Annotated in this window: 8 protein-coding genes; 2 read left to right on the plus strand and 6 right to left on the minus strand. The window is 74.6% G+C overall.

The features are described from left to right. Window positions 1-201: 201 nt before the first annotated feature. The gene (locus ACGFIZ_RS07150) at window positions 202-1566 is read right to left on the minus strand and encodes an RNA-guided endonuclease InsQ/TnpB family protein (protein ID WP_393416683.1); all 1365 of its coding nucleotides are present in this window, start codon (window positions 1564-1566) and stop codon (window positions 202-204) included. On the opposite strand from ACGFIZ_RS07150, the gene ACGFIZ_RS07155 reads away from it, so the two are divergent. Continuing rightward, complete coding sequence (locus tag ACGFIZ_RS07155; RefSeq protein ID WP_393416685.1) at window positions 1502-2914, plus strand: alkaline phosphatase PhoX; 1413 nt, start codon at window positions 1502-1504, stop codon at window positions 2912-2914. The genes ACGFIZ_RS07150 and ACGFIZ_RS07155 overlap by 65 nt on opposite strands. On the opposite strand, the gene ACGFIZ_RS07160 is transcribed toward ACGFIZ_RS07155, so the two are convergent. Genes ACGFIZ_RS07160 through gltB form a run of 3 tightly spaced genes read right to left on the minus strand, consistent with a single transcriptional unit; the run spans window position 2857 to window position 9899 of the window. Next, window positions 2857-3627 carry a hypothetical protein gene (locus ACGFIZ_RS07160; RefSeq protein WP_393416687.1) on the minus strand — a complete coding sequence of 257 codons (771 nt, stop codon included), beginning with the start codon at window positions 3625-3627 and terminating at the stop codon, window positions 2857-2859. The genes ACGFIZ_RS07155 and ACGFIZ_RS07160 overlap by 58 nt on opposite strands. Before the next feature lie 52 nt (window positions 3628-3679). Continuing rightward, the gene (locus ACGFIZ_RS07165) at window positions 3680-5206 is read right to left on the minus strand and encodes a glutamate synthase subunit beta (protein ID WP_393416689.1); all 1527 of its coding nucleotides are present in this window, start codon (window positions 5204-5206) and stop codon (window positions 3680-3682) included. Further along, on the minus strand, window positions 5199-9899 hold the full coding sequence (gene gltB, locus ACGFIZ_RS07170) for a glutamate synthase large subunit (RefSeq protein WP_393416691.1): 4701 nt from the start codon (window positions 9897-9899) through the stop codon (window positions 5199-5201). Before gltB ends, ACGFIZ_RS07165 begins: the two co-directional genes overlap by 8 nt. A gap of 146 nt (window positions 9900-10045) precedes the next feature. Here gltB and ACGFIZ_RS07175 point away from each other — a divergent pair, with 146 nt between their 5' ends. Beyond that, entirely contained in the window at window positions 10046-10900 is an 855-nt protein-coding gene (locus ACGFIZ_RS07175) for a GNAT family N-acetyltransferase (protein WP_393416693.1), read from the plus strand. A 379-nt stretch (window positions 10901-11279) separates the two neighbouring features. On the opposite strand, the gene ACGFIZ_RS07180 is transcribed toward ACGFIZ_RS07175, so the two are convergent. Further along, on the minus strand, window positions 11280-12467 hold the full coding sequence (locus tag ACGFIZ_RS07180) for an FAD-dependent monooxygenase (protein WP_347669512.1): 1188 nt from the start codon (window positions 12465-12467) through the stop codon (window positions 11280-11282). Window positions 12468-12483: 16 nt separating this feature from the next. Next, window positions 12484-13620 carry a prolipoprotein diacylglyceryl transferase gene (lgt, locus tag ACGFIZ_RS07185; protein ID WP_393416695.1) on the minus strand — a complete coding sequence of 379 codons (1137 nt, stop codon included), beginning with the start codon at window positions 13618-13620 and terminating at the stop codon, window positions 12484-12486. Between the last annotated feature and the right edge of the window lie 198 nt (window positions 13621-13818).

The following is a 13818-nucleotide window of genomic DNA, read 5'->3' on the forward strand; positions in this document are numbered from 1 at the left end:
CGCCGCGTGCGGTCCAGCGAACCCTAACGGAACCGGGCAGCGGCGGACACTCGCGCAGGTCAGCGCCAGCACGGCGCGCACGGTTGGCCCAGTGTTCGCCCGGCCGTCACCGGTGCCGGTGTCGCCGTTCGACCGGCCCGGCTTGCCTTCACCAGGTGACACCTGCGACAGGAAAGGCAACGACTTGACATCCTCCCCCGCCTAGAGGCGGGGGATTCCCACCCTCACGGGTTGGGGTTCCTGGTTCACCGCAGACCGCACGGAAGGAGATCCTTCGTGTCTGACGTCCGCTCCGCAGGCGTTTTGCGTCTCGACCAGCCCGGCCGCGACGGCGATGTTCTTGGCGGCGTTGACGTCCCGGTCATGCCGGGTGCCGCAACTCGGACACGTCCAGTGGCGTGTGCCGAGAGAAAGCGTGGCGAGCAGGTGCCCGCACGCGGAGCAGGTCTTCGACGACGGGTACCAGCGGTCCACCACGGCGAGGGTGCGGCCGTCGCGGTGCGCCTTGTAGGTGAGCAGGGTGCGGAACTCGCCCCAGCCGGTGCGGGAGATCGCCTTGGCCAGGGACCGGTTGCGGACCATGTTCGCCACCACCAGACCCTCCACCGCGATGGCGGCGAACCGGCGTACCAGGGTGGTGGACTGCTGGTGCAGGAAGTCCCGGCGCGCGTCGCGGACCCGCGAATGCGCCCGCGCCACTCTCCGCTTGGCCTTGGCGCGGTTGGCGGAGCCCTTCTGTCGGCGGGCCATCATCCGCTGATACCGCTTGAGTCGGCGCTCCCGGCGCTCCATGTGCCTGGGATGGGGGATGCGTTCGCCGGTGGACAGCACCGCGAAGTCGCTCAGGCCGAGGTCCACGCCCACCACCCCGCCCGCCGGTTCGGGTGCGGCGGGTGCGTCGATGTCGACGGCGAAGGTCACGAACCAGCGGCCGTCCGGGTCCCGCGACACCGTCACCATCGTCGGATCCAGTGCCGTCACGTCCACGGCTGGCCACGACCACACGAACCGCAACACACCCGGCGTCTTTCCCAACGACAGGTTTCCGCCGCGCATCCGGAACGCCGACCGGGTGTAGGAAGCGGACTGCCGGCCGTGCCGGGACTTGTAGCGCGGATACCGGGCCCGCTTGGCGAAGAACGCCGTCATGGCGGTGTGCTGGTGCCGCAGGGTCTGCTGCAACGGCACCGACGACACCTCACCCAGGAACGCCAGATCGGGCTGCTTCTTCATCTCCGTCAGCGCCCGATCCGACTCCGCGTAGGAGGTGGGCCTCCGTTCGGTGTGCCAGCGGGCGTGACGGGCGGCAAGAGTGCGGTTCCACACCACCCGGATGCAGCCGAAAGTGCGGTTCAACACCACCGCCTGCTCCGGCGTCGGATACGCCCGACACCTGTACGCCGTCCGCACAGGACACATCAAACCAGAAAGGACAATCATGACTGACAACGCCCCCGCCATTCCTCCCCGCTCTGAAGGACGGCATCCTGGCGGTGCTCCGGTGAACTCCTCCCCCCTCTCCCGCCGGGACGTGCTGCGCGCCGGTGCGGCCGGTGGCCTCGGCATCGCGCTCGCCGGCAGTATCGAGGCGATCGCCGGCCCCGCCGCCGCCCAGGCCGCCTTCCGTCCTGCGGTCGGCTACGGCGAGCTGGTGCCGGACCCCGCCGGCCTGCTGTCCCTGCCGCCCGGCTTCTCGTACACGATCGTGGCGCAGGCGGGCGTCAGCCTGCTGGAGTCGGGCCAGCCCACCCCGAGCGACACCGACGGCACCGGCTGCTTCCGGTCGACCACCGGCTCGGTGCTCGTCAACAACCACGAGATCGGCGGCAGCGAGCCGTACCCGGTGCCGGCGCTGCCCGGCCTCGTCTACGACCCGGGCGCCCGCGGCGGCACCACCACCATCGAGGTGGACGGCGAGGGCCGGCGCCTCGGCGAGTACGTCAGCCTCGCGGGCACGCACAACAACTGCGCCGGCGGTATCACCCCGTGGGGCACCTGGCTCACCTGCGAGGAGACCGAGCAGCGGGCCGGTGGGAAGTACCTGAAGGACCACGGGTACGTCTTCGAGGTGGACCCGCACGACCGGCAGCAGAACCTCGACCCGGTGCCGCTGAAGTTCCTGGGCCGGTACGCCCACGAGGCCGTCGCGGTCGACCCGTACACCCACGCGATCTACCTGACCGAGGACGCCGGCAACCCGAACGGGCTGTACTTCCGGTGGACCCCGCCGGAGGGCTTCCGGGGCGGCAAGGGCGCGCTGCGCGCGCTGGCGCAGCGGCCGGACGGCGACACGGCCGGCACGCTCCAGGCGATGCGCTGCCTGCTCGGCAGCCAGTACGTCGCCGACCTGGCCGAGGCCACCCTCCCGGGCACCCGGTACAAGGTGGAGTGGGTGGACGTGCCGGACCGGGACGCCCGGACCGTGTCGGTGCGCAAGCAGTTCGCCGCCGGCGAGGTGACCCGCAGCCGCAAGCTGGAGGGCGCCTGGTGGGCCGACGGCGGGGCGTACTTCGTGGCGAGCTTCGCCCGGCACGCCGACGGCAGCGTCAACGAGCACGACGGCCAGGTCTGGTTCTACGACCCGAAGACGGAGACGGTCACGCTGAAGACCATCTTCGGGGTCAACCCGGACGCGTCGGTCGAGGGCAACTTCGACGGGCCGGACACCATCACCGTCTCCCCGTACGGCGGGGTGATCCTGGCCGAGGACGGCGACGGGCTGTCGCACCTGTTCGGGGTGACCGAGCAGGGCAAGGCGTACCCGCTGGCCCGCAACGAGCTCAACGAGAGCGAGTTCGCCGGCCCGGCGTTCAGCCTGGACGGCAAGGTGCTGTTCGTCGGCATCCAGTCCCCGGGCTACGTCCTCGCGATCACGGGCCCCTGGGGGCGGCCGAGCAACGCCGACGTGGCCTGACGCCGGTCGGCCTCCGCCGCGGCGGTCGTCGTGGCGAAGATCGCGGTCGGGCGTGGAGTTGGTGGCCTCCCCGGGCACGGGAGGCCACCAACTCCCGGATCGAGCGCGATCCTGCGGCGCCGGCGTGCGCGGCCGGACGAGGTGCCGGCTGCCGCGCCGACCGGGCGTCGACGCCGGGCGGGTGACGCCGGCCGCGACGCGGGCCGGGTGGACGACGCGGGCAACGGCGGCGACCCGGCGTACCGGGCGGCGCACGGCGGGCGCGGCGAGCACCAGGGCCAGCCGGTGCCGCAGCCGCCGCTGCCGGAGCCGGTCGAGGGCCACGCCGGCCGCGAGGGTGGCGACGGTGGTGAGCGCGCCGGCCAGCACAACAGGGCCTGCCGGGGCCCGGTGTGCTCCGCGAGCCAGCCGAGCAGGGGCGCGCCGACGGCCGCGGAGAGCGAGCCGGTGACGCCCAGGGCGGCCAGCACCCGGCCCCGCATGGCGAAGTCGGTGTCGAGCTGGACACGGGCGCCGACCGAGGTGTCGATGACGACGGCCGCCGTCGCCACGGGCAGGATCACCGCGGCGAAGCTCAGCGTGCCGGGGGCCAGCCCGGCGACGATCGGCAGCGGCTTGGCGGGCAGCCGGTCGGCCAGCGCCCCACCCCAGACGCCGAGCAGCAGGGTCGCGCCCGCGTCTTGATCGACTCGATGTCGGCGACATGGCGGCATCCGAAGCGCTCGGACACCCCCATGTCGCCGACACTGGCCCGACCGGGACGGATCAGCGCGCCGCCAGCGGCTGCCGGGCCGGGTCCACCGGAGCCGGTAGCCCGCCCGCCCCACCGAGGTACGCGTGGATGGCCGCCGCGGCGGCCCGCCCCTCGGCGATCGCCCAGACGATCAGCGAGGCGCCGCGGTGCATGTCCCCGGCGACGAACACTCCGTCGGTGGCGGTCTGCCAGTTCGGACGGGCGTCGACGGCGCCCCGGGCGTTGCGGGCGAGCCCGAACTGCTCCAGCAGCGGCTGCCGCTCGGTGCCCTCGAAGCCGATCGCCAGCAGCACCAGGTCCGCCGGCAGTTCCCGCTCCGAGCCGGGCAGCGGGGTGACGATCCGTCGGCCGTCGCGCTTCTCGACGGTCACCTCGGCGATCCGGACAGCCCGGACCTGGCCGGTGCCGTCGTCGACGAACTCCTGCACGGCGACGGCGAAGACCCGCTCGCCGCCCTCCTCGTGCGCCGCGTAGTCGCGCAGGATCCACGGCCAGGTCGGCCACGGGTCGCGCGCGTCGTCGCGGGAGCGCGGCGGCTCGGGGTACAGGTCGAGCTGGTACACCCCGGCGGCGCCCTGGCGGTGCGCCACTCCGAGGCAGTCCGCGGCGGTGTCCCCGCCACCGATGATCACGACGTGCCGGCCGGCGGCGTCGATCGGGGTGCCGTCGGGCAGCACGGCCGGGGCCGGGCGGCCCAGCCCCTCCGCCGCGCCGTCGGGCTGGCCGGCGACCGCGCGGTTGGCCGCGACCAGGTGCGTCATCGCCTGGTGCACGCCGCGCAGCCCGCGCCCCGGCGTGTCCGGGGTGTCCCGGCCCTCCAGCGCGCCGCAGGCGAGCAGCACGGCGTCGTGCTCGGCGCGCAACTGCTCGGCGGTGACGTCGACGCCGACGTTCACCCCCGTGCGGAACCGCACGCCCTCGGCGGAGAGCTGGGCCAGCCGCCGGTCGATGTGCCGCTTCTCCAGCTTGAAGTCGGGGATGCCGTACCGGAGCAGGCCGCCGATCGCGTCGTCGCGCTCGTACACGGTCACGGCGTGCCCGGCGCGGGCGAGCTGCTGCGCGGCGGCCAGGCCGGCGGGCCCGGAGCCGACCACGGCGACGGACCGGCCGGTGGGCGCCGACGCGGGGCGGGGCGCCAGCCCGCCGCGCGCCACCGCCGCGTCGGCGATCTCCACCTCGACCTGCTTGATCGTCACCGGCTGCTGGCCGCCGAGGCCGAGGACGCAGGCCGCCTCGCACGGCGCCGGGCAGAGCCGGCCGGTGAACTCCGGGAAGTTGTTGGTGGCGTGCAGGGAATCCACCGCCGCGTCCCAGCCGCCGGTACGGACCAGGTCGTTCCAGTCGGGGATGCGGTTACCGAGCGGGCAGCCGTCGTGGCAGAACGGGATGCCGCAGTCCATGCACCGGGTGGCCTGCTCGCGGATCAGCTCCTCGCCGGCCGGCGGGTACACCTCCCGCCAGTCCATGATCCGCACGGGCACCGGGCGGCGCGCGGGCAGCCGCCGGTCGTAGCGCAGAAAACCGTTCGGGTCAGGCACGGGCCACCTCCTGGGCCATCGCCCGCGGGGCGGGCAGCACCGACATGGACGAGTCGGAAGGCGCCGGCTGCGGCGCTGAGGCGGTTGGTACCGCCAGGGCGCTCATCACCGCGTCGTCGACGTCGCGGCCGGCGGCTTCGGCGGCCCGCATGATCTCCAGCACCCGGCGGTAGTCCCGGGGCACCACGGCGGTGAACTCCCGCACCGCCTCCGGCCAACGCGCGAGCAACTGCTCGGCGACCGGCGAGCCGGTCTCGGCGGCGTGCCGCCGGACGAGGTCGTGCAGCCGGTCCCGCTCCTCCTCCCGCAGCGGGGACAGGTCGACCAGCTCGGGATTGACCCGCCGCCGGTCCAGCTTCCACACGAACGCCGTGCCGCCGGACATGCCGGCGGCGAAGTTGCGCCCGGTCTCGCCGAGCACCACCACGGTGCCGCCGGTCATGTACTCGCAGCCGTGGTCGCCCACGCCCTCGACCACGGCCACCGCGCCGGAGTTGCGGACGGCGAAGCGCTCGCCGACCCGGCCGCGCAGGAAGACCTCGCCGGCGGTGGCCCCGTACAGGATGGTGTTGCCGGCGATGATCTGGTCCTCGGCCCGCTGCCCCCCGGTGGCCCCGGCGGCGACGAACGGCGCGGCGGCGTCCGGACGCACGACGATCCGCCCCCCGGACAGCCCCTTGCCGACGTAGTCGTTGGCGTCGCCGTGCAGCCGCAGGGTGACCCCCGGCGGCAGGAACGCGCCGAAGGACTGGCCGGCGGTGCCGCGCAGCAGGATCTCGATCGTGTCGGCGGGCAGGCCGGCGCCGCCGAAGCGGCGGGTCACCTCGCCGCCGAGCATCGCGCCGACGCTGCGGTGCTCGTTGCGCACCGCCAGCTCGACCCGCACGGGCGCGCCGTCGGTGAGCGCCGGCCGGGCCAGGGCGATCAGCTCGTTGTCCAGGGCCAGCTCCAGGCCGTGGTCCTGGGCCCGTACGCCGCGCCGGGCGGCGTCGGCCGGCAGCTCCGGCAGGTGCAGCACGCGCCCCAGGTCGAGGCCGTTGGCCTTCCAGTGCTCGACCGCCGGTACGACGTCGAGCAGCTCGGTGTGCCCGATCGCCTCGTCGAGGCTGCGGAAGCCCAGCTCGGCCAGGTAGCCGCGGACCTCCTCGGCGAGGAACAGGAAGAAGTTCTCCACGAACTCCGGCCTGCCGGTGAAGCGTTCCCGCAGCACCGGGTTCTGGGTGGCGATGCCGACCGGGCAGGTGTCCAGGTGGCAGACCCGCATCATCACGCAACCCGAGACGATCAGCGGGGCGGTGGCGAAGCCGAACTCCTCCCCGCCGAGCAGCGCCGCGATCAGCACGTCCCGGCCGGTCTTGAGCTGGCCGTCGACCTGCACCGTGACCCGGTCGCGCAGCTTGTTGAGCAGCAGCGTCTGCTGGGCCTCGGCCAGGCCGAGCTCCCACGGGGTGCCGGCGTGCTTGAGCGAGTTCAGCGGGGACGCCCCGGTGCCGCCGTCGTGGCCGGAGATCAGGATGACGTCGGCCTTGAGCTTCGCCACGCCGGCCGCCACGGTGCCGACGCCGACCTCGCTGACGAGCTTGACGTGCACCCGCGCGGACGGGTTGACGCACTTCAGGTCGTGCACGAGCTGGGCGAGGTCCTCGATCGAGTAGATGTCGTGGTGCGGCGGCGGCGAGATCAGGCCGACGCCCGGGGTGGCGTGCCGGGTACGGGCGATCCACGGCCACACCTTGTTGCCGGGCAGCTGGCCGCCCTCGCCGGGCTTGGCGCCCTGGGCCATCTTGATCTGCAGGTCGTCGGCGTTGACCAGGTACTCGCTGGTGACGCCGAACCGGCCGCTGGCGATCTGCTTCACCGCGGAACGGCGCTCGGGGTCGTGCAGCCGCTCGACGTCCTCGCCGCCCTCGCCGGTGTTCGACTTGCCGCCGAGGCGGTTCATCGCCACGGCGAGGGTCTCGTGCGCCTCGGCGGAGATCGACCCGTACGACATGGCGCCGGTGGCGAACCGCTTGACGATCTCGGCGGCCGGCTCGACCTCGTCCAGCGGGACGGGCGGGCGGACCCCGGTGCGCAGGGTGAACAGCCCGCGCAGCGAGCCCGCCTGCGCGGCCAGCTCGTCCACCTTCGCGGTGTACTGCCGGAACACCTCGTACTGCCGGCTGCGGGTGGCGTGCTGGAGCAGGAAGACCGTCTCCGGGTTGAACAGGTGCAGCTCGCCCTCGCGGCGCCACTGGTACTCGCCGCCGACCTCCAGCCGGTCGGACGCCTGCGCGCCCGGCGCCGGCCAGGCCAGGGCGTGGCGGGCGGCCACCTCGGCGTGGACGCCGTCGAGCCCGATGCCGCCGATGGTGCTGGGGGTGCCCCGGAAGTACCGCTCGACGAGGCGGGCGTCCAGGCCGACGGCCTCGAACACCTGCGCCCCGCAGTACGACGACACGGTGGAGATGCCCATCTTGGACATGATCTTCAGGACGCCCTTGCCGAGGCCCTTGACGTAGTTGCGCACCGCCTTGTCCCGCTCCACCCCGACCAGCGCGCCCGTGGCGATCATGTCCTCGACCGACTCGAACGCGAGGTAGGGGTTGACGGCCGCGGCGCCGTACCCGATGAGCACCGCCGCGTGGTGCACCTCACGGCAGTCCCCCGACTCCACGACCAGCGCCACCTGGGTGCGGGTCTGCTCCCGCACGAGGTGCTGGTGCACGGCGGCGGTGAGCAGCAGCGACGGGATCGGGGCGAGGTCGGCGTTGGAGTCCCGGTCGGACAGCACCAGGATGCGCACGCCGTCCTCGATCGCCTCGGAGACGTGCCGGCAGATCTCGGTGAGCCGGGCCTTGATGCCGGCGGCGCCCTCGCGGATGCGGTAGAGCCCGGACACCCGCACGGCCTTGAAGTCGGGCAGGTCGCCGTCCTCGTCGATGGAGAGGATCTTGGCCAGCTCGTCGTTGTCGATCACCGGGTACGGCAGCACGATCTGCCGGCAGCTCGCCGGGCCCGGGTCCAGCAGGTTGCCCTCCGGGCCGATCGTGGACGCCAGGCTGGTCACCAGCTCCTCGCGGATGGCGTCCAGCGGCGGGTTGGTGACCTGGGCGAACAGCTGGTGGAAGTAGTCGTAGAGCAGCCGCGGCCGGGTGGACAGCGGGGAGATCGGGGTGTCGGTGCCCATCGAGCCGATCGGCTCGGCGCCGGTGCGGGCCATGGGGGCGAGGAGGATCTTCAGCTCCTCCTCCGTGTAGCCGAAGGTCTGCTGCCGGCGGCGTACCGAGTCGTGGGTGTAGACGATGTGCTCGCGGGCCGGCAGGTCGGTCAGCTCGATCAGCCCGGCGTGCAGCCACTCCTCGTACGGCTCGGCGGCGGCCAGCTCGGTCTTGATCTCGTCGTCGGAGACGATCCGGCCGGCGACGGTGTCGACGAGGAACATCCGGCCCGGCTGGAGCCGGCCCTTGGCGACCACGGTCGCCGGGTCGAGGTCGAGCACGCCCGCCTCGCTGCCGAGCACCACGAGCCCGTCGGCGGTGCGCCACCAGCGGCCCGGGCGCAGCCCGTTGCGGTCGAGCACCGCGCCGACGACCTCGCCGTCGGTGAAGGCCACGGACGCCGGCCCGTCCCACGGCTCCATCAGGCTGGCGTGGAACCGGTAGAAGGCGCGCTTGTCGGCGCGCATGTCCGGGTCGTTCTCCCACGCCTCGGGGATCATCATCAGCACCGCGTGCGGCAGGCTCCGGCCGGCCAGGTGCAGCAGCTCCAGGACCTCGTCGAAGTTCGCCGAGTCGGAGGCGGCCGGGGTGCAGACCGGGAAGACCCGGCGGATGTTGCCGGGTAGCTCCGGGGAGCGCAGCAGCGCCTCGCGGGCCTGCATCCAGTTCCGGTTGCCGCGGATCGTGTTGATCTCGCCGTTGTGGGCGATGAACCGGTACGGGTGGGCCAGCGGCCAGGACGGGAACGTGTTCGTGGAGAACCGCGAGTGCACCAGCGCGATCGCGCTGACCACCCGCTCGTCGGTGAGGTCCGGGAAGAACGCCGGCAGCTGGTCGGGGGTGAGCATCCCCTTGTAGACCATGGTCCGGCTCGACAGCGACGGGAAGTACGCCGGCACGCCCCGCTCGGCGCTCTCCCGCTCGGCCTGCTTGCGCACGCAGAACGCCACCCGGTCCAGGTCGATCCCGGTCAGCGGCGAGCCGGCCGGGCCGGCCGGGGAGTCGGTGAGCCGGTGCGCGGCGAGGAAGAGCTGCCGGATGCGGGGCAGCGCGGCGAGCGCGGTCTCGCCGAGGTCGCTCGGGTCGGTGGGCACGTCCCGCCAACCGAGGATGTCGGCGCCCTCGACCAGGGCGTACTTCTCCAGCACCCGCCGGGCCCGCGCCTCGTCCGCGTCGTCGTCGGGCAGGAAGACCAGGCCGGTGGCGTACGCGCCGGCGGGCGGCAGCGGGAAGTCGACCACCGCGCGCAGGTACGCGTCCGGCACCTGGATCATGATCCCCGCGCCGTCGCCGGTGTTGTGCTCCGCGCCCCGGGCACCCCGATGGTCCAGCCGGAGCAGGGCGCCGAGCCCGTTGGCGACCACGGCGTGGGAGCGCCGGCCGTACAGGTCCGCCACGAACGCCACCCCGCACGCGTCGTGCTCGTTCGCCGGGTCGTAGAGGCCGGTCGCGGGCGGGGCCGACTGCTGGGTGTGAGGGTACGGAAAGGCCACCGGGCCTCCTGTCGTCACTCAGGTTGGATCATGGTCGGGACGACGTCGGCCCTTGGGGGTTTGATTGAGTCTACGTTAGGGGTTGCTCCGCAAGGCCAGTTCAGATTGATCACACTTCCAGATCCTGGGAACGATAGTCTCGCGCCGTGGATCACGTACGCGTTGAGACGAGTGAGACGTTCGACCGGTTGGAGCGTTTCTACGACGGGTTGCCCCGGGACTGTGCCCGCGCGGAGGAACACGGCCCCCTGGTCCTGTTCGTCCGGGAGGGAGCCGGCTGGCCGTTCTACGCACGGCCCCGGCCGGGCGACGGCCGGACGGCGTCCGTCGCGGACGTGGCCGCCGTCCGGGCCCGGCAGCGGGAGCTGGGCCTGCCGGAGGCGTTCGAGTGGGTGCACGAGCGCAACCCGGAACTGCTCACGGTGGCCCGCGCGGCGGGGCTGGCCGTGCTGGAGGCGCCGCTGATGGTGCTCGACCCGGACGCGCTGGCCGATCCGGCGGACTTCACCGACGTGCCGGTGCGGCTGCTGGACGCGGCCGCGCCCGGCTTCGCCACGGACGTGGCCGTCCGGCGGGCCGTCGCCGCGGTCGGCTTCTCCGCCGCCGGGACCGCGCGGGGCGAGGCCGGCCCGGCGCAGCGGGACGCGGCGATCACCGGACTGGACGTGGCGGCGCTGGCCGAGGAGCGCGACCGGATCGCCGACGGCCGGCGGCTGTCGGTGCTGGCCGAGACAGCCGCCGAGGGGGCGCTGGCCAGCGGGATGGCGATGCGGGTCGGGGACGTCGCGGAGATCGCCGGGGTGGCCACCCTGCCGTCCGCCCGCCGCCGCGGCCTGGGCGCGGCCGTCACCGCCACACTGGCGCACGAGCTGCGGGCCGCCGGCACCGACCTGGTCTTCCTCTCCGCCGGCAGCGAGGAGATCGCCCGCGTCTACCTGCGGGTCGGCTTCCGCCGCGTCGGCACGGCCTGCATCGCCGAGCCGGCCGCCCTCGTCAACTGACCGCCGCCGAGGACGGACGGCTACAGGACACCGCCACCCAATCGGACACCGCCACCCGATCGGACACCACCACGCGATCGGGCCGCGCCACCCGATCGGGCGCGCTCACGGCCACGATCCTTGACGGCTGGCGGGCACATCTTCCGGCGTGTCGAGTACCTGAACTGCCAACGCTCGCGCGGAAGAGCCGGCCAGTCCGGAGGGGCTGGCTGGGCCGGGCAGCACCGGGCGCCGGGGCCGGGCAGCACCGGGCGCCGGGGCCGGGCAGCACCGGGCGCCGAGGCCGGGCAGCACCGGGCGCCGAGGCCGGGCAGCACCGGGCGCCGAGGCCGGGCAGCACCGGGCGCCGAGGCCGGGCAGCACCGGGCGCCGAGGCCGGTCAGGACGGGGGGCGCCAGGCCGCGGCGGAGGCGGCGGCGGTGGACAGCAGGCGGGGGCTGATCGTGCCGAGGGCCGCGTCGCGGGCCCGCAGGGCGAGCCGGCCACGGGCCTGGAGCACCGCCGACATCCGGCGGGTCTGCCGGACCACGGTGGCCGCCCGGGGCCGGCGCAGGCGGTCGTACGCGACGACGGCGTCCGGGAGCCGGGACTCGCGCAGCAGCGAGGCCAGCGTGGCCGCGTCCTCGAAGGCGAGGCAGGTGCCCTGGCCGAGGTGCGGCGGCATGGCGTGGGCGGCGTCGCCGAGCAGCACCACCCCGCCCGGCCCGGCCGGGAAGCCGTACGACCGGGGCAGCGGGCGCAGCTCGCGGATCTCCTGCTGGACCAGGTCGCCCGGGTCGGTGGCGTCGAGCAGATCGCCGATCGGCGCGGGCCAGTCGGCGTACCAGCGGCGCAGCAGGGCGAGCTGGGTCTCCGGCGGCTCCGGCCGGGGCGCCCCGGCGGCGGTGGCCACCCAGTAGATGCCGCCCCGGCTCGACCCGCCGGACGAGCCCCGCTCGCCCAGCGAGGCGGCCACGAACCGGTACCCGGCGCCCAGGACCTCCCCACCGACGGACCGGTCGGCCGGGAGTCGGGGCGCCCGGTACCAGGGGATCACGGCCCGCCAGGCGGCGCAGCCGGAGCTGACCACCCGGGACTCGGGGGCCAACCGCCGCCGGATCTCGCTGTCGGTGCCGTCGGCGGCGACCACCAGGTCGGCCGCGAAGCGCTGCCGGCCGTCGGAGACCGAGGGCCGCTCCCCCGGCTCGGCGCTCGCCGTGCGCACCGTCACGCCCGTGCGCAACTCCACCCGGTCGCCGAGGCCGGCGATCAGCGCGTCGTGCAGATCCTCCCGGTGCACCACCACGGGCATCCGGTCGGCGGGGGTCGGGCGGGGCTGGACCAGCCAGTGCCCGTCGGGGCGGCGCACCCCGCCGTCAGGCAGCGGGGTGGCGATCGCGGCGAGCCCGGCGCCGAGGCCGAGGGCGTGCAGCGCGCGTACCCCGTTGGGCCAGAGCACGACCGCCGTCGGGTCCGGCCGGACCCGGTCGGCGCGCTCCAGGAGGGTCACCTGCCAGCCGGACCGGGCCAGCGCACCGGCGACCGCGAGGCCGCCGACCCCGGCGCCGACCACCACCGCCGTACGCATGCCGAAGGCTCCCCGCTCAGCTCTCGCGGTCGCCGGCGCGGGTGCCGGCGGCGCCGGCCTGCTCGTCGGCCGGCGGCTCGGCGCCGGCCGGCGCGTCGTCGGCACCGGGCTCGCCGTCGTCGGCCGCCGACTCCTCCGGCAGGGCGCCGGTCTCCTGGTACGCGCGGAACCGCTCCTCGTCGACCACCCGGTAGCCCTCGGGCGCGGCCTGCTTCGCCCCCGACTCGCGCTGCGAGAGGTCGAGCTGGGAGACGTCGCCGCCGCCGGTGGTGGCCGGGGCGGCGGTGGCCCCGCCGATCGGAACCAGGTACTCCCGGGGGCCGCGGACCCGCAGGAAGTAGACCAGCGCGGCGGCGAAGACCAGGGCGGCGGTCCAGACGTTCAGCCGCAGGCCGAGAATGTGGTTGGCCTCGTCGACGCGCATCAGCTCGATCCAGAACCGGCCGGCGGTGTAGCCCATCACGTAGAGGGCGAACGCCCGGCCCCGGCCGAGGCGCACCCGCCGGTCGAGGAGGAGAACGAGGACGGCGACGCCGACGTTCCACAGCGCCTCGTACAGGAACGTCGGGTGGTAGAGCCCGGTCAGCAGCACCGGCTCCCCGTCGACGACCTTGGCGTGGCCGGGGTTGCGCGGGTCCATGTCGTGGACCTCCAGCCCCCACGGCAGGCTCGTCCGGCCGCCGTACAGCTCGTTGTTGAACCAGTTGCCGAGCCGGCCGACGGCCTGCGCCAGCGGCAGCCCGGGGGCGGCCGCGTCGGCCAGCACGGCGAACGGGATGCCGAGCTGCCGGGCGGCGAACCACGCGCCGAGCGCGCCCCCGGCCACCGCGCCCCAGATGCCGAGACCGCCCTCCCAGACGGCGAACGCCTTGAGCGGCTCGCCACCAGCGCCGAAGTATTTCTCCGGGGAGGTGATCACGTGGTAGAGCCGGGCGCCGACGATGCCGGCCGGCACGGCCCAGACCGCGATGTCGAGCACCGCGCCGGGGGCGACCCCACGCCGGCGCAGCCGGCGTTCGGTGACCACGCAGGCCACCACGATGCCGACGATGATGCAGAGCGCGTACGCCCGGACCGGCAGCGGTCCGAGCTGCCAGACGGCGGTGGTGGGGCTGGGCAGGGCCGCCTGGGGGATCGACGAGGCGAGGGTCACGGGTGAACACGCTACCGCTGCCGCCCCCCGCCGCGGCAACCCCGGGGGAGGAAGCGCGCCTTCTTGACGTTTTCGGAAGAGAAGGATTCCCCTCTCACCCGCCCCGCTGGCCGCACCCGTGACAGGCCGCGCCGGGCGCGCGGCACCGCCGGGCGCGCGGCACCGCCGGGCGCGCGGCACCGCCGGGCGCGCGGCACC

Origin of the sequence: Micromonospora sp. NPDC048830 (assembly GCF_043198215.1) — a bacterium.
Classification (GTDB): domain Bacteria; phylum Actinomycetota; class Actinomycetes; order Mycobacteriales; family Micromonosporaceae; genus Micromonospora.

Excerpts from the sequence above, each read along its gene's own strand:
- ACGFIZ_RS07150 (WP_393416683.1), bottom strand. The coding sequence starts at position 1,566 with ATGCCGAGGCCACCGGCCGCACCGGCGCGCAGCACGTCCCGGCGGGAG.
- ACGFIZ_RS07160 (WP_393416687.1), bottom strand. The coding sequence starts at position 3,627 with ATGCCGCCATGTCGCCGACATCGAGTCGATCAAGACGCGGGCGCGACC.
- ACGFIZ_RS07180 (WP_347669512.1), bottom strand. The coding sequence starts at position 12,467 with ATGCGTACGGCGGTGGTGGTCGGCGCCGGGGTCGGCGGCCTCGCGGTC.